The sequence below is a fragment of the Paramuribaculum intestinale genome, from assembly GCF_003024925.1.
GTDB lineage: Bacteria > Bacteroidota > Bacteroidia > Bacteroidales > Muribaculaceae > Paramuribaculum > Paramuribaculum intestinale.
In genome coordinates, this window is the sequence record NZ_PUED01000042.1 from 1 (window position 1) to 15,942 (window position 15,942).

At 54.6% G+C, this 15,942-nt stretch carries 13 protein-coding genes and 1 pseudogene; 9 read left to right on the forward strand and 5 right to left on the reverse strand.

Features of this window, described 5'->3' with window-relative positions; translation table 11 throughout:
* A partial coding sequence (locus tag C5O24_RS04825; protein WP_205961067.1) for a hypothetical protein occupies positions 1-286 on the forward strand: 286 nt, incomplete at its 5' end.
* Between the two features lie 119 nt (positions 287-405).
* Positions 406-1,269, forward strand: coding sequence for a hypothetical protein (locus C5O24_RS04830; protein ID WP_133165467.1), 864 nt, complete (start codon positions 406-408; stop codon positions 1,267-1,269).
* Between the two features lie 48 nt (positions 1,270-1,317).
* On the opposite strand, the gene pgeF is transcribed toward C5O24_RS04830, so the two are convergent.
* The 3 genes and pseudogenes from pgeF to C5O24_RS04845 all read right to left on the reverse strand — a co-directional run bounded on the left by pgeF (position 1,318) and on the right by C5O24_RS04845 (position 4,396).
* Complete coding sequence (gene pgeF, locus C5O24_RS04835) at positions 1,318-2,070, reverse strand: peptidoglycan editing factor PgeF (RefSeq protein ID WP_161553808.1); 753 nt, start codon at positions 2,068-2,070, stop codon at positions 1,318-1,320.
* Between the two features lie 250 nt (positions 2,071-2,320).
* A pseudogene (gene obgE / locus C5O24_RS04840) lies at positions 2,321-3,299 on the reverse strand (GTPase ObgE); the annotation flags it as partial.
* Positions 3,300-3,346: 47 nt separating this feature from the next.
* Positions 3,347-4,396 carry a sugar phosphate nucleotidyltransferase gene (locus tag C5O24_RS04845; protein WP_107036922.1) on the reverse strand — a complete coding sequence of 350 codons (1,050 nt, stop codon included), beginning with the start codon at positions 4,394-4,396 and terminating at the stop codon, positions 3,347-3,349.
* A 166-nt stretch (positions 4,397-4,562) separates the two neighbouring features.
* On the opposite strand from C5O24_RS04845, the gene C5O24_RS04850 reads away from it, so the two are divergent.
* The 4 genes from C5O24_RS04850 (at position 4,563) to C5O24_RS04865 (ending at position 8,531) form a co-directional block, all read left to right on the forward strand.
* Entirely contained in the window at positions 4,563-5,765 is a 1,203-nt protein-coding gene (locus C5O24_RS04850; protein ID WP_107037113.1) for an IS110 family RNA-guided transposase, read from the forward strand.
* A gap of 182 nt (positions 5,766-5,947) precedes the next feature.
* Positions 5,948-6,235: a hypothetical protein gene (locus tag C5O24_RS04855; RefSeq protein WP_133165468.1), complete on the forward strand. Its 288-nt coding sequence runs from the start codon at positions 5,948-5,950 to the stop codon at positions 6,233-6,235.
* A 21-nt stretch (positions 6,236-6,256) separates the two neighbouring features.
* Positions 6,257-7,108: a glycogen/starch synthase gene (locus tag C5O24_RS04860; protein WP_107036393.1), complete on the forward strand. Its 852-nt coding sequence runs from the start codon at positions 6,257-6,259 to the stop codon at positions 7,106-7,108.
* Between the two features lie 34 nt (positions 7,109-7,142).
* Positions 7,143-8,531 (forward strand): DUF4270 family protein, encoded by a 1,389-nt coding sequence (locus tag C5O24_RS04865; protein ID WP_107036394.1) that lies wholly within the window; start codon positions 7,143-7,145, stop codon positions 8,529-8,531.
* A 203-nt stretch (positions 8,532-8,734) separates the two neighbouring features.
* On the opposite strand, the gene C5O24_RS04870 is transcribed toward C5O24_RS04865, so the two are convergent.
* Positions 8,735-9,190: a peroxiredoxin gene (locus tag C5O24_RS04870; protein ID WP_107036395.1), complete on the reverse strand. Its 456-nt coding sequence runs from the start codon at positions 9,188-9,190 to the stop codon at positions 8,735-8,737.
* Between the two features lie 375 nt (positions 9,191-9,565).
* Here C5O24_RS04870 and uvrB point away from each other — a divergent pair, with 375 nt between their 5' ends.
* From uvrB to dpp5, 3 genes are read left to right on the forward strand one after another with little or no spacing between them, the layout of a single operon-like run.
* The gene (gene uvrB / locus C5O24_RS04875) at positions 9,566-11,665 is read left to right on the forward strand and encodes an excinuclease ABC subunit UvrB (RefSeq protein WP_107036396.1); all 2,100 of its coding nucleotides are present in this window, start codon (positions 9,566-9,568) and stop codon (positions 11,663-11,665) included.
* Positions 11,665-13,500, forward strand: coding sequence for a YgiQ family radical SAM protein (locus C5O24_RS04880; RefSeq protein ID WP_107036397.1), 1,836 nt, complete (start codon positions 11,665-11,667; stop codon positions 13,498-13,500). The genes uvrB and C5O24_RS04880 overlap by 1 nt, the downstream gene beginning before the upstream one ends.
* A gap of 31 nt (positions 13,501-13,531) precedes the next feature.
* Positions 13,532-15,610: a dipeptidyl-peptidase Dpp5 gene (gene dpp5, locus C5O24_RS04885; RefSeq protein WP_240604903.1), complete on the forward strand. Its 2,079-nt coding sequence runs from the start codon at positions 13,532-13,534 to the stop codon at positions 15,608-15,610.
* A gap of 151 nt (positions 15,611-15,761) precedes the next feature.
* Here the strand turns inward: dpp5 and C5O24_RS04890 are convergent.
* Positions 15,762-15,942, reverse strand: a 181-nt coding sequence (locus tag C5O24_RS04890; protein WP_240604905.1) for a carbohydrate kinase family protein, incomplete at its 5' end; no start/stop codon positions are given.

Genomic DNA, 15,942 nt, shown 5'->3' on the forward strand with positions numbered 1-15,942 from the left:
GGGGGGGGGGGGGGGGGGGGGGGGGGGGGGGGGGGGGGGGGGGGGGGGGGGGGGGGGGGGGGGGGGGGGGGGGGGGGGGGGGGGGGGGGGGGGGGGGGGGGGGGGGGGGGGGGGGGGGGGGGGGGGGTGGGGGGGGGGGGGGGGGGGGGGGGGGGGGGGGGGGGGGGGGGGGGGGGGGGGGGGGGGGGGGGGAGGGGGGGGGTGTGGGGGGGGGGGAGGGGGGGGGGGGGGGGGGGGGGGGGAGGGGTGGGGGGTGCTGTGGGATGGTTTGATGTTGCAAAGTTAGGTGTTAGTTTGCGATTTTGCAATATGGTTGGGCGGTTTTTCGGTGGGATTTGTTAATTTTGGGGTTTTGATGTGGATGTTTTCCATGTTTATTGTGTAATTCAATGGTTAAAAATGGATATGAAGGATAGAAGGAGTGTGGCGGAGCGTGTGGCTGACGGGCTGATGCGTTGTGTTGAGTCGTTGGTGAGTGTGGTGAAGTTGTTGTCTCGGTCGCGTGGGTGTGACTGGGTGTGCGGCGGTGGTGGCCGGGGGCGCTGTGGTGGCGAGCTTGTGGTGCTGGGCAATGGTCCGTCGTTGCGTGGGTTGCTTGATGGGGGCAGGGGTGGTCTGCGTGGGCGTGATCTGCTGGCGGTGAATTTTGCGGGGAGGACTGTGGAGTTTTTTGATTTGCGTCCGGGGCTTTATGTGTTGGCTGATCCGGTGTTTTTCGGTGATACGTGTGACGGGAATGTGCTGGGGCTGCGTGAGGCTTTGGGTCGTGTGGACTGGGATATGCGGTTGTTTGTGCCGTGGGGTGTGGATGCTTCGGCCTATGAGGGCAATGGGTGTGTGAGGGTGGAGAGGTTCAATTTTCTTGCTGTGGAGGGGTGGGGTTGGCTTGAGCGTTGGGCCTGGGGGAGTGGGCGTGGCATGCCTCGTCCGCGTAATGTGTTGATTCCGTCGTTGATGATCGGGTTGTGGCTGGGCTATGATGTGGTTTATGTGGCGGGTGCTGATCATTCGTGGATGCGGACTCTGGAGGTGGATGAGGGGAATCGTGTGGTGAGTGTGCAGCCTCATTTTTATGCTGACAATGAGGAGGAGGGGCGTCGTGTGGCGGAGGTTTACAGTGGTGTGCGGTTGCATGAGGTAGTGTATAGTTTTTATCTGGCTTTCAAGGGGTATCATGCTATCCGGAGGTTGGCCGACAGGATGGGGATAAGGGTGGTGAATGTGACGGCGGGGAGTTTTATTGATGCGTTTGAGAGGGGGAGGTTGTAAGTGGGGGGACAGGGATCGGATATGTCTGGGGGGTGGGCCGTAGTGTTGTCAGGGGTTGGTGAGGATGAGTGTGGTGATGCGGCCGGAGTTGATGGTGTGGTGGCGTGCGGAGAAGAGGATGTGGGGGTTGCAGTGGGTGCAGAGTGGTGGCATGGATATGTGGTGGGATGGTATTCCGGCTTTGATGAGCTGGAGTCGGATGAGTGCGGGTATGTCGGCGTGGGGGCGTGGGGTGGTGGTGTTTGGGTAGGTGATGAGGTGTGGTGGGAATTGTGCGGCGATCTGTGGTGATGTTTCGAAGCATCGGGGGCATATTGCGGGACCCATGGCGGCGATGATGTGCGATGGGTGTGCGCCGAGTGTGGTCATGGCGTTGACGGTGTGGGTGGTGATGTCGGCTATGGCTCCTCTCCATCCGGCGTGGATGGCGGCGATGATGTGGGTGTGTGGGTCGTGGAGTATGATGGGGACGCAGTCGGCGGTGTGGATGAGGAGTGGTGTGCTGGGGAGGTTGGTGACGAGTGCGTCGGTGTCAGTGAGTGGTGGGATATGGTCGGGGTGGGTGATTGTGGCGACGTTGGCGGAGTGGGTCTGTCGGGGTATGATGAGTTTTTGGAGGGGTATGCGGAGGTGTCGGGCGAGGAGGGTGCGTGATGTTTGGATGTGTTGGGGCGTGTCGCCGGTGTAGTGGCAGCAGTTGAGTCCGTCGTATGGGTCGTTGGGGCGGGTGGCTCCGCGGAGTGTGGAGAGTGCTGTGGCGTTAGGGCCGGCGTTGAGTGTGATGTGGGGTAGTGGTGTCATTGTTGTGGTGTGGTGGGGTATCCGTCGTCGTCGAGTCGTGAGGCTGCGTCGTCGTAGTCCCAGTGGGTGTCCCATTGGCCTTGGTCGCCGTAGTCTTCGTCGATGTATTCTTCGGTGTCGTCGTCGGTGTCGGTGGCCTGTGGGTCGGGCTGTATGATGAACTGGTCTTCGTCGGTGACGCGGTGGTGTGCGTCGAGTGGCCGGTGGGTGATGGCTGGTGTGGCTATCTGGTTGCGTTCGTCGGTGATTGATGCCCAGAGGAGGTCTTTGAGTGTGTCGATGCCTTGTCCGGTGACGGCTGATATGAATACGTGGGGAAGGTCGTCGGGTAGTGTGGTCTGTATGGCTTGACGGAGTTCGTCGTCGAGCATGTCGGATTTGGATATGGCGAGGATGCGTTGTTTGTCGATGAGTTGTGGGTTGAATCGGCGCAGTTCTTCGAGGAGTATGTTGTATTGTGCGGTTATGTCGTCGGCGTCGGCTGGTACCATGAAGAGTAGTACGGCGTTGCGTTCGATGTGGCGGAGAAACCGGAGTCCGAGTCCTTTTCCCTGGCTGGCTCCTTCGATGATGCCGGGTATGTCGGCCATGACGAATGATCGGTTGTCGCGGTAGCTGACGATGCCGAGCTGTGGTTCCATTGTTGTGAACGGGTAGTCGGCTATTTTGGGGCGTGCGGCTGATATGGCTGAGAGGAGTGTGGATTTTCCGGCGTTGGGGAATCCGACGAGTCCGACGTCGGCGAGTAGTTTGAGTTCGAGTATGACGGTTCGTTCGGTGGCTGGTTCGCCGGGCTGTGCGTAGCGTGGTGTGCGGTTGGTGGGGCTTTTGAAGTGCCAGTTGCCGAGTCCGCCTCGTCCGCCTTTGAGTAGTGGCACTATCTGTTGGTCGTGTGTGACTTCGCAGAGGTATTGTCCGGTTTCGGCGTCGAATACGACTGTTCCGCAGGGTACGTCGATGGTGATGTCTTCTCCGTCTTTGCCGGAGCTTCGTCCTTCTGATCCTGATTGTCCGTTTCCGGCGAATATGTGTCGGCGGTAGCGTAGGGGGAGGAGTGTCCACATGTGTGAGTTGCCTCTGAGGAGTATGTGTCCTCCGCGGCCTCCGTCGCCTCCGTCGGGTCCGCCTTTGGGGACGTATTTGGCTCGGTGGTAGTGGCGTGATCCGGCTCCTCCTTTTCCGGAGCGGCAGAGTATCTTGACGTAGTCTATGAAGTTTGATTCGGGCATGTGGTGTTGGGTTTTTTAGGTGGTTTGTTGATGTTGCGGGTGGTTTGTCAGGCGTTCATGCTGCGGTGGTGCTGCATGAGTTCGCATGCGTGCCGGTAGTCGGCTGGTGATCCGATGTCGATCCATGTGCCTGATATGGGGTAGTATGTGACTTTGCGCCGGTCGGCGATGGCCTGGCTGATGAGGTCGGTGGCGTCGGTGCGTCGGTCGGTGGGGAGTGTCTGGAGGAGGTGGTTGGCTATGATGTAGATTCCTGCGTTGGCGTAGTAGGAGTATGATGGTTTTTCTTCGAGTCCGGTGACCCGGAGGTTGTCGGTGGTGAGTATTGCGTAGGGTACGGAGAGGTTGTAGGGTATGGCTGCGATGGTGATGTCGGCTTGCTGTGATGTGTGGCGGAGCCACATGTCTTCGAGTGATATGGTGGTGAGGAGGTCGGAGTTCATGACGAGTGTGTGGTGTCCGGGTCGGTGTGGTATGAGTGATGCTGCTCCGATGGTGCCGAGTGGTTGTGGTTCGCGGATGCATTTTACGCCGAGGTTTTCGTGGCTGAAGTGTTGTTCGATTTGTTCGGCGAGGTAGTTGACTGTGACTGTGATGTCGGTGATGCCGTTGGCCCGGAGTAGTGTGGTGTTGTAGTCGATGATTGGTTTGCCGGCTACTTGGAGGAGTGGTTTGGGGCAGGTGAGTGTGGCGGGTCGGAGTCGTTCGCCTTTTCCTCCTGCCATGATTATGGCTGTGAGGGGGAGTTGTGATCGGGTGCGTGTGGTGTCGATGAGGTCGGTGATCCGTCCGTTTTGGTCGAGGCGTGGTATGAGGCGGATGCCTTGGCTGCGGAATTCGCGTATGGTGGTTATCTGGTCGGTTGTGTGGTTGTGTGGGGTGATGGCTCGGAAGTTGCGGTGCATTATTGTGTCGACGGTGTCGGTGAGTGATGCTCCGTCGAGCAGTCCGCGCCGTATGTCGCCGTCGGTGAGTGTGCCTGTCATTCTTCGGTCGCTGTCGGTGACGGCGAGTGTCATGACTCCTCCGGAGAGGCTGTTGAGTCGTCGGAGTGCTTCGATGATGGTGGCGTTTTCGGTTATGATATGTTGTTGCATTTGGTGCGGAGTGTCGTTTTGGGTGGTGCAAATCTATATAAAAATCCCGAGATTTTTACACCGGCAGAATAAAAAATCAAGGCTGACAACTTTATTCCTGCCCCCTCCGACGTGCTCTAAGTCACAATTTTATTAATTTGGAGGAAAATTTAAAAAATTACAAAATATGGACAGGAACCGAACAGTCGCCGGCCTTGATGTCCACAAAGATAGCATTTATCTTTGTATTATGGGGCATGACGAGGTCATTATCTTCGAAAAAAAGTACGGAGTGCTGACGCCTGATCTCCGTCAGATGTGCAACGACATGGTAGAACGAGGTGTGACAGAGGCCGCAATGGAGAGTACGGCAGTCTATTGGGTGCCGGTATGGAACGAACTATGTGAATCGATGGAACTCAAGCTTGTGAATCCATATTTCATAAAGCAGCTGCCGGGACGCAAGAGTGATGTAAAGGATGCCCAGTGGATAGCGGAATGTTTGCTGAAAAATCTCATCAAGGGGAGTTTCGTGCCGGAGCCGATTGTGCAGGACATGCGCAAACTCAACCGCCGCATCATGGATCTTAACGAGGACATGACCTATAACTGCAACAAACTGGACGCCGCTATGCAGAGAAGCGGATTCCGTCTGAGCAATTACGTCACCACAATAAAGAGCAAAAGCTATCAGAAGGTGCTTCATGCAATCATAGACGGCACGACCGATCCGGACGAACTGGTGAAAATGGTGCACGGACGTACCGTCAACAAGCATGGCCGCGATACAATCAGAGCGGCGGTCACCGGATTGTTCTCACGGATCGACATCACGATATTCCGCCAAACAAAGGAAGTCATCGACACCATAGAGCGGCAGATTGAGGTATGCCAAAAGGAACTGACAACTCTATGTGAACAATATTTTCCCGAACAATACAGACGTCTTCAAACCATCCCCGGAGTCAAGGAACGCGCAGCCACAGCCATAATTGCGGAGACAGGGGTTGACATGAAGATGTTCGCCACTGCGGCATGCCTTGTGGGATGGTGCGGACTCAAACCGCGGAACGATGTCAGCAACGGACGATACAAAAGCAGAAAGGTGACACACGGAAACAAATATCTCAGACAGATTCTGATTGAAATCGCATGGGTCGCATCAAGAACCCGGAACTGTTTCTTCTTCAACTTCAGCTATATCCAAACCACGGTCAAGAAAAAGAGCAAAATGAAAATACAAGTGGCCATCGCACGCAAAATACTCGTTGCCGTATGGCACATGCTCACCAAAGAACAGGACTTCATCGACATTTACCTCAAAAGGCTTGAGGAACAAAAGAAGATGGAGGAACAAATGAAAAGACTTGGATCGACTGTCATCCGATAGTCATTCGACATACCTTCCGGTACAATGTAATTACCTTTGTGGTGCATCGCAGCCCGGTTCGCAAATTTGCAAAGGCATCGGAAGGAGTTGGACACCGGCATAAGCTACCCAAGCTTGTAGAGGAAAGTAACAATCTTATATCTCTATCCATCCCTATTCAGGGTCATGGACAGGCTCGCCGTATGCCTGTAACAAGGAATGCACCATTCTCCTTGGTGTTTTCAGCAATCCGGAAAGAAAATTACCAATACGTTTTTAGAGGAAAGGTAGTGAAAAAACTCTATATGGCGAAAACCCATCAACACAACCATAGAGCACAACAATTGGGCATGATGCAGGCAGGCGTTGTAGCCCGACAGGCCTGCTTGCGTCCATACAGCAGTCCATACACGCAGGCAAACGCGCCGCTTACGGATAAAAAGTGGCAAAATTCAAAAAAAATGGCTAACTTTGCAGCCGGAATGCCCTAATATGGAGTCTTCCCAAATGAAATGAATCATCAAAAAATACTTTACATCTCTCAGGAGATCAATCCCTACCTGCCCTCGACACCCATGTCGCTCTTCGGCCGCAATCTGCCGCAGGACATACAAAGCCATGGCTACGAAGTAAGAACGTTTATGCCCAAATACGGCAGTATAAACGAGCGCCGCAACCAGCTTCACGAGGTGATACGGCTTTCGGGGATGAACATATCTATTGATGACAACGACCATCCTCTGATAATCAAGGTGGCCACTCTCCAGCCCACCCGCATGCAGGTGTATTTCATTGACAATGACGACTATTTCGAGGGTCCTGGAACAAAGGTTCTCGAAACGGAGTCATCGCCGGAGGACAACGACGAGCGTTCGATGTTTTTCGTGCGCGGCGTGATTGAAACCGTGCGCAAACTCCGCTGGGATCCCACTGTAATACATTGCACCGGATGGATCACCGCGCTTGCTCCGCTCTACATACGCCATCTTTATCAGGATGACCCGGGGCTTTCACGCTCACTGGTGGTCTACTCGCTGCGTCCGGAATCATTCGAGGGCAAGCTCGACGCGCGATTTGCAGAGAAGCTCAAGATGGCCGGCTTTACCGATGAATGCCTGCAATCGCTTGGCGGCGGCGACTTCGACTGGATGACCCTCAACAAGCTCGGAATCGACCACAGCGATGCCATCGTAGTGACGACTCCCGACATACCGGCCGGGCTGGTGGAATATGCACGCCAAAGCGGCAAGCCGGTGCTTGAATATCCGGGACCGGACGGCGAAGAGGCCACCACTGCCGCATACCATGATTTCTACCAGTCGATTCTCTCGCAAAAGGAGAATGACTCCAAATCTTCAGACTAAAAAGCTCAAAAGCTCTCCCCTACCTGCATAAACTATGAAATGCCCGCTGATCATTACGGCCTTAGGCTCACTGCTGGCTCTGTGTGCCTGCAACGATGACTCCACTACCATCGGCTCCACTCTGGTTGACGATGTGATGACATCCGAAATAGTTGTCGACTCGACATTCAGTGTGACGGGTCGCACCGTTGACAATCCTGTGGTGCAGAGCCGCACCCTGACCCAGCTGATAGGCCGGCTCGATGCCAAGGAGTACGGATCTATCGAGTCGGATTTCGTGTGCCAGTTCATGCCTTCCATGAATCTTGACACCGCCGGAGTGACTGCAGCTGATGTGGATTCCTGCAAACTCATCATGTTTATGACCACCAATGACTTCACCGGCGACTCTATCGTGCCGATGGGACTGGAGGTGTACAAACTGAACAAGGCTCTGCCGTCGCCCATATACAGCAACTTCTCTCCGGATGGTTATTATTCGACCGCCGACAAACTCGGCGAGACCATCTATACGGCCAATGCACTCTGGAACGACTCGGTCAACCAGCTGTCGTTCCGCTCCGTCCAGGTCGACCTTCCGAAGTCGCTGGCCACAGACCTGTTCAACCATTTTGAGCGAGTGCCTGAAGACTTCACTACACCGGCGGCATTCACCTCTTGGTTTCCCGGCATATATGTGACCAATACATTCGGATCGGGACGAGTGATGAACATCACCGAAACCCGAATCAATGTGTATTACCGCAAGAAGATGCAGGTGACTGTGAACGATGTAGAGAAGGACACAATCTATAACCTTGTGCGCTCATACATGGCTGTGACTCCCGAGGTGATCACCAACAACAACATTGACCTGACGATAAGCCCCGAGATACGAGGGATGATCAATTCGGGCGACAATATACTCATAGCTCCGGCCGGAACGGAAGTGGAGCTGACATTCCCCTTGGCCGACATCCTTGCAAGCTACCGCCGCGGAGCGAGCAAACTCTCGGTGCTCAACAACGTCAGCTTCGAGATACCGGCCGAAGAGATCGCCAACGACTACAATATCGAAGTACCGCAGCATGTGCTCATGGTGCTGAAGAACAAAAAAAGCGAGTTTTTTGAAGAAAACAAGATCGCGGATTCGGGCACCTCGTTCATGGCCACATACGACGCCACAAAGAAAAGCTATACATTCAGCGAGATGCGCCAGTATATACTCGACATGCTTGAGAAAAGCACTGTGACAGCCGATGACTGGACATTCATACTGACTCCGGTAAATCTCGAGACCGAGACCACTTCGTCGAGCTATTATACATCCGGCACGACGTACATCACCAACGTATCGCCATACGTCACCAAACCGGCTATGGTCAAGATATCGCTTGACAAAGCAAAGATAAAGATGACCTACAGCAAGCAGTCGCAAAAATAAGCGATCAGCGAATATACAGACATAACGAAGCGGTGTATCATGGCTTCCCAAAGCCGATGAACACCGCTTCTTTTATCTATCCGGGATCCTTTCAGCTATGTCGTGGACGCGTCATACCAGACTTACCTTCATGAGTAAAATTCAAAGGCTGTCGGCAAAAAAGATTAATTTGACAGCGCCCAATAAGCAGCCACCCGTATGCACTACAGCAGTGGCAGAAGCTGATCGGCGGCTTTTTTGGTATCGACCTTTGTGATCACTTCGGTAATAACATGATCGGCATCGGTGACGAAGGTAGTGCGCACTGTGCCCATATATTCCCGGCCGGCCATTTTCTTAAGCTGCCACACACCGAAAGCCTGATTGACTTCAGTCGAAGGGTCGCTCAGGAGCAGAAACGGCAGAGAATGCTTTTCGGCAAACTTGCGGTGGCTTTCGACCGAATCCTTGCTTATGCCGATGAGCGTATAACCCTTATCGAGCAGAGCCGGATAGGAGTCACGCAGCGAACAAGCCTCGGCTGTGCATCCCGGGGTATTATCCTTCGGATAAAAATAAATCACAAGCGGCTTTCCCGCAAAATCGGAAGCCTTCACTTCAGACCCATCTGACGCGAGTCCGAGCACAGATGGGATTTTATCGCCTTTCTTAAGCATAATAATTAACTTTTAGAGATTAGTTGGTAATATTAACGTCATCAGTAACCCGTGGTTAACGGTGGCGTTTGTTTACGGATCGCCATAATAAACCAGTCGTTAAACGGTTATTTACAAAGATAAACAAATAATGCGACGAATTCGCACTCTGCCGAGCGGAAAAAATGAGTAACTTTGCAAATTAAGAGTATGTTTGATTTTAACACGAAGAAATATATATGGACTTCTTTCTATCCCCTCAAAGGTCTTTTCGGGCTATTTCCGTCAAGTTGCATCGGTCACGATGCCCGCATCGCTCCCTCCTCAACTCACGCAAATATCTCCGAAAATCCTCTTTGAGTGAACAGAAGTGAAATTCAAACATACTCTAAGTAGCTTATGGATTTCAGACTTGCATCAGAATACAGTCCGACCGGCGACCAGCCGCGTGCGATAAAGGAGCTTGTGGAAGGCATCAATCAGGGACTGCCGGCCCAGACATTGCTTGGAGTGACAGGCTCGGGCAAGACCTTCACCATGGCCAACGTCATAAAGGAGGTGAAGCGTCCAACCCTGATACTAAGCCACAACAAGACTCTGGCAGCACAGCTCTACAGCGAGATGAAGAACTTCTTCCCGGATAATGCGGTGGAATACTTCGTATCGTATTACGACTATTATCAGCCCGAAGCGTATATTCCGTCGGTAGACAAATACATCGAGAAAGATCTGATGATCAACGACGAGATCGACAAACTGCGGCTGGCCACGACATCGGCTCTGCTGTCAGGACGTCAGGACGTGATAGTCGTCAGCTCTGTGTCGTGCATCTACGGCATGGGCAATCCGGAGGACTTCAACAGCAATGTGATCGAGGCATACCGCGGCCGCAAGGTGAGCCGCAACGCCTTTCTTCGCGAGCTTGTAGGCGCCCTCTACAGCCGTAACGAGATGGAGCTTGGTCGAGGCAATTTCAGGGTTAAGGGCGACACAGTCGACATATATCTGGCCTACGAGGAGATCGTGGTGCGTGTCACCTTCTGGGGCGACGAGATAGAGTCGGTGTCAAGCTATTATCCGCGCGACAATGTGGTGCTCGGCAAGCACGATTCATTCAAAATATTCCCGGCCAACATTTTCGTCACCTCTCCGCAGCGCATGGCCAGCGGCATAGCACAGATAGAACTTGACCTTGGAGAACAGGTGGGCTTTTTCAACCGCGAAGCCCGCGAGCTGGAGGCCAAGCGCCTATATGAGCGTGTCACCTACGACGTGGAGATGATGCGCGAGGTGGGACACTGCCCCGGCATCGAGAACTACAGCCGTTATTTTGACGGCCGTCAGCCGGGCATGCGTCCGTTCTGCCTGCTTGATTATTTCCCGGACGATTTCCTCACCATCATTGACGAGAGCCATGTGACGGTGCCACAGATCCGGGCGATGTATGGCGGCGATGTGTCGCGAAAGATGAATCTTGTGGAATACGGTTTCAGACTGCCTGCGGCTCTCGACAACCGCCCACTGAAATTCGAGGAGTTCGAGTCGCTTACGAAACAGGTAGTGTATGTCAGCGCCACCCCTGCCGACTATGAGCTTGAGAAGAGCGAGGGCGTGGTGGTAGAACAGCTTATCCGCCCCACCGGTCTGCTCGACCCGATAATAGAGGTCAGACCGTCGCTCAACCAGATCGACGATCTGATGGAGGAGATACAGCTTCGCATCGAGCGTCAGGAGAGAGTGCTGGTGACCACGCTGACAAAGCGTATGGCCGAAGAGCTCAACGACTATATGACTAAGCTGAAGATAAAGACTGCCTATATACACAGCGATGTGGATACTCTCGACCGTATAAGAATACTCGACGATCTGCGTGCAGGCGTCTATGACGTATTGATCGGCGTGAATCTGTTGCGCGAGGGTCTTGATCTGCCGGAGGTATCGCTGGTGGCCATACTCGACGCCGACAAGGAGGGTTTCCTGCGTTCCCACCGGTCGCTGACACAGACCGTAGGCCGTGCCGCACGTAATCTCGGCGGCCGCGTGATAATGTATGCCGACAAAATCACAGACAGCATGCAGCTGACCATTGACGAAACCAACCGCCGCCGACAGATACAGCTGGCCTATAACGAGGAGCACGGCATAACTCCGCAGGCGATAGTCAAGGCCCGCAACCGCATAATCGGGGTGGACACCGGCGATGATGACACGGCATCGCAGAGCGCAGGATCACGCTCGGGCAAGCCGGCAGCCAAAAGCTCGCGCCGCGACGGCCAGGCGTCGAAAGTCATTTATGAGAATGAATACACCGCTCAAGTCGACATTGCCGCCGATCCGGTGATACCCTATATGACGTGCGAGGAGCTTCAGCGGTCCATCACCCGCAAACGGATGGAGATGGTCGAGGCCGCCAAACGGATGGAATTCATCGAAGCCGCCCGTTTGCGTGACGAAGTGTTGAAGATGGAGCAACTGTTGAAAGAAAAAGAGGAAGCGTGATGACCGACCCTGCACTTGACCTGCGGAGATTCCTCCCGACTTCGGCCAAAGAGATGAAACTGCGCGGCTGGGAAGAGGCCGACGTGATATTGTTTTCAGGCGACGCGTATGTAGATCATCCGTCGTTTGGCGCGGCTGTCATAGGCCGTGTGCTCGAACATGAGGGGTATCGTGTAGCCATCGTGCCTCAGCCTAACTGGCGCGATGATCTCCGCGACTTCAAGAAGCTCGGACGTCCGCGACTCTTTTTTGGAGTGTCGCCCGGAGCAATGGATTCGATGGTGAACCATTACACCGCCAACCGCCGGCGCCGCAGCGATGACGCCTATACGGCGGGCGGACGCCACGGCGCTCGCCCCGACTATCCGAGTATCGTATATACGGAGATATTGCGGCGACTGTGGCCTGATGTGCCCATAGTGCTCGGCGGCATAGAAGGGTCACTGCGGCGTCTGTCGCACTATGACTACTGGCAGGACAGGCTACGCCCCTCGATACTGCTCGATGCCAAAGCCGACCTGCTCGTCTACGGAATGGGCGAACAGACCATACGAGAGATAGCGCATGCGCTCGATTCCGGCCACAGTATCGACGAACTCACTGACACTCCACAGACAGCCAGAATAGTGTCTGCGTCAGAAATCCCTGCCCCCGACGCCGACAACATCATACTCCAAAGCTGGGACGAATGTAAGGCAGACAAACGCCTGCAATCGGCCAATTTCAAGCATATAGAGCAGCAGAGCAACCGCATGCACGGCGCAACGATATGGCAGCGCTACGGCGATGTGGCGGTGCGCGTCAACCCGATGCTGCCACCGATGACCACGGAAGAGATAGACGCCTCGTTTGACCTGCCGTATACTCGACTCCCCCACCCACGCTACAAAGGGAAGACGATCCCGGCCTACGAAATGATACGCCATTCGATCAACATGCACCGCGGATGCTTCGGTGGGTGCGCGTTCTGCACCATATCGGCCCATCAGGGCAAATTCATAGCCTCGCGCAGCAAAGAGTCGATCATGCGCGAGGCTGAAGCTGTCACCCGCATGCCTGACTTCAAAGGCTATATCAGCGATCTCGGTGGTCCGTCGGCCAATATGTACGGTATGCACGGACGCGACCTGTCGATATGCAGCCGCTGCATGAGGCCATCATGCCTGCACCCCTCGCCGTGTCCAAATCTCGACACAGACCACAGCCGTCTGCTTGACATATATCAGTCGGTCGACAGGCTGCCCGGTGTCAAGAAATCATTTATAGGAAGCGGCGTGCGCTATGATCTGTCGATGCATCCTACGGGAAGAAAAGAGACGGACGCCACCAACCGCCGGTATAATGAAGAGCTGATCGAACGCCATGTGTCGGGACGCCTCAAAGTGGCTCCGGAGCACACCGAGCAGCGTGTGCTGGAAGTGATGCGCAAGCCCTCGTTCGACCAGTTTCATGCGTTCAAGCAGATTTTTGACAGCGTCAACCGCCGGTGCGGACTCCGACAGCAGCTGATACCCTACTTCATATCGAGCCATCCGGGATGCACCGAAGCCGATATGGCTCAGCTTGCCGTGAAGACCAAAGAACTGGACTTTCATCTCGAACAAGTGCAGGATTTCACTCCTACACCCATGACTGTCAGCACCGAGATATATTATTCGGGTGTACATCCATATACAGGCAAACCGGTCAGCTGCGCGCGAACCCGCGACGAGAAGCTGGCGCAGCGAAGATATTTCTTCTGGTATGACCATACCTACCGCAGAGAAATAATCGACTCCCTGCGACGAATCCACCGCCCCGATCTGATAGAACAATTATATCCAAGAAAAAAATAACCGTAAGTTTATGAAACAACCAATCATTGCAATGATGGCATCAGCACTTCTGGCAAGCTGCGGTCAGAATCCTTCGGCCGACAGCGGAAATGTGATCGACAAGTCGGATTTCAAGCCTGTCGACCGCACCTACACCAGCGAAGTGCTTGAGGCATTCGGCCGTGTATCGGCTCCATGTGTATCGCCCGACGGCACCAAAGTGCTCTATGGCGTAAGCTACGAGAGCGTAGAAGAGAACAAGAGCAATCTGGATCTCTATGTCATGAACGCCGACGGCAGCGAAGCCCAGCGCCTGACCGCCACTCCCGGCTCGGAGAACGGCGCCGTGTGGATCGACGGCGGCGAGCGCATAGCGTTTATAAGCCCTGTCGACGGCCAACCCCAACTGTGGGTGATGAACGCCGATGGCAGCGGCCGCAAGGCCGTAAGCTCGGTAGAAGGCGGCATAGGCGGATTTCTTTTCGCCCCTGACGGCAAGCACGTGGTATTGATAGCCAACGTGAAATATGCCCGCACAGCCAAGGATACATATCCTGATCTGCCTATGGCCACAGGCCGCATCATCGACGATCTGATGTACAAGCACTGGGATGAATGGGTTACGGAAGTGCCCCATCCGTTTATCGGCAAATTTGACGGCGACCGGCTGACCGACGTGGCCGACATAATGGCCGATGAACCTTATGAAGCTCCGATGAAACCGTTTGGCGGCATCGAATCCTTCGCATGGAGTCCCGACAGCAAGAAACTCGTCTATGTGTCGCGCAAGAAGACCGGCATGGAGTATGCCCTCTCGACCAACTCCGACCTCTATCTCTACGATCTTGACAACAGCACCACGACCAATCTCACAGATGGGATGGAAGGATACGACACACAGCCGGCATTCAGCCCCGACGGCACGACCCTCGCATGGCTCAGCATGGAACATGACGGGTATGAATCGGACAAAAACCGCATATTCACGCTCGATCTCGCCACAGGCAAAAAGACCGATCTCACCATCGACTGGGACTACACCGCCGACGCGATCGCATGGAATCCCGACTCGAAGTCGATCTACTTCATCGCTCCCAAAGATGGCGTGACTCCGATCTTCAGCATCTCCACAGCCACCCGTGAGGTAAGCGTAGTGGCCGAAGGCCAGTATGACTACGAGTCGCTTGCCCCGATCGACAGCACCACCCTCCTGACCATGCGCCACTCCATGGTGGAGCCAAACGAGATATTGGCTGTGAAGGGTGGAGAGATCAAGCAGCTCACCAATGTCAACACAGCCCTTCTGTCGTCGATCGACATGCCTAAAGTGGTAAAACGCATGGTGCCCACCACCGACGGCAAGCTGATGACCACATGGGTGCTTTATCCCGCCGATTTCGACAGCACAAAGACCTATCCGGCCCTGCTTTACTGCCAGGGCGGACCGCAGTCGGCCGTGAGCCAGTTTTTCAGCTATCGCTGGAATCTCGCCCTTATGGCCGCACACGGCTATATCGTGATAGCTCCCAACCGCCGCGGACTGCCCGGGTTTGGCACCGAATGGAACGCCCAGATCTCCAAGGACTACGGCGGACAGAACATGAAGGACTATCTCAGCGCCGTCGACGACATGAAACGCGAATCATACATCGACAGCGAGCATATCGGAGCTGTCGGAGCGAGCTACGGAGGCTTTTCCGTCTACTGGCTTGCCGGCAACCATGACGGCCGCTTTGCCGCATTTGTGGCTCATGCCGGAATATTCAACACCGACGCCCAGTATCTCGAAACCGAAGAGATGTGGTTTGCCAACTGGGATCTCGGCGGTCCGTTCTGGGACAAGAGCAATGCTGCCGCCCAGCGCTCTTTTGCCAACTCTCCCCACCGCTTTGTCGACAAATGGGACACACCAATACTCGTCACACATGGCGAATATGACTTCCGCATACTCGCCTCGCAGGGCATGATGGCCTTCAATGCCGCCAAACTCCGCGGCATCCCGGCCGAGATGCTCATATTCCCCGATGAAAACCACTGGATCCTGAAGCCTCAGAACTCCATACTGTGGCAGCGGGTATTCTTCCGCTGGCTCGACCGCTGGCTGAAGCCCGATGCCGAGCAGAAACAGTAACCGGCGTATCGAAGGCGCTGTGTCAAAATGTGGGATTTTGACACAGCGCCTTTACTATATCTTAAAAATCAGTTGATATTATCAGTAACCCGTGGCCTGCTGCGAGTCACTTATTCTGTGTGTTTTCAATCAGGTTAGTCCATCATGACAATCAGTCGGTCAGCTGTGGAGGCAATATGGGCATAGCTCCGTTTTTAGTGCACACATAAGCTGATGTATGCACGGCAAGCGAATGAGCTTCCACCACGCTCTTGCCTTTGAGCAACGATGCTATGAACGCAGCCGTAAAACTGTCGCCCGCTCCCACTGTATCGGCTACTTCAACCATAGGT

Excerpts from the sequence above, each read along its gene's own strand:
- C5O24_RS04830 (WP_133165467.1), top strand. The coding sequence starts at position 406 with ATGAAGGATAGAAGGAGTGTGGCGGAGCGTGTGGCTGACGGGCTGATG.
- pgeF (WP_161553808.1), bottom strand. The coding sequence starts at position 2,070 with ATGACACCACTACCCCACATCACACTCAACGCCGGCCCTAACGCCACA.
- C5O24_RS04845 (WP_107036922.1), bottom strand. The coding sequence starts at position 4,396 with ATGCAACAACATATCATAACCGAAAACGCCACCATCATCGAAGCACTC.
- C5O24_RS04850 (WP_107037113.1), top strand. The coding sequence starts at position 4,563 with ATGGACAGGAACCGAACAGTCGCCGGCCTTGATGTCCACAAAGATAGC.
- C5O24_RS04855 (WP_133165468.1), top strand. The coding sequence starts at position 5,948 with ATGCCTGTAACAAGGAATGCACCATTCTCCTTGGTGTTTTCAGCAATC.
- C5O24_RS04860 (WP_107036393.1), top strand. The coding sequence starts at position 6,257 with ATGAATCATCAAAAAATACTTTACATCTCTCAGGAGATCAATCCCTAC.
- C5O24_RS04865 (WP_107036394.1), top strand. The coding sequence starts at position 7,143 with ATGAAATGCCCGCTGATCATTACGGCCTTAGGCTCACTGCTGGCTCTG.
- uvrB (WP_107036396.1), top strand. The coding sequence starts at position 9,566 with ATGGATTTCAGACTTGCATCAGAATACAGTCCGACCGGCGACCAGCCG.
- C5O24_RS04880 (WP_107036397.1), top strand. The coding sequence starts at position 11,665 with ATGACCGACCCTGCACTTGACCTGCGGAGATTCCTCCCGACTTCGGCC.
- dpp5 (WP_240604903.1), top strand. The coding sequence starts at position 13,532 with ATGATGGCATCAGCACTTCTGGCAAGCTGCGGTCAGAATCCTTCGGCC.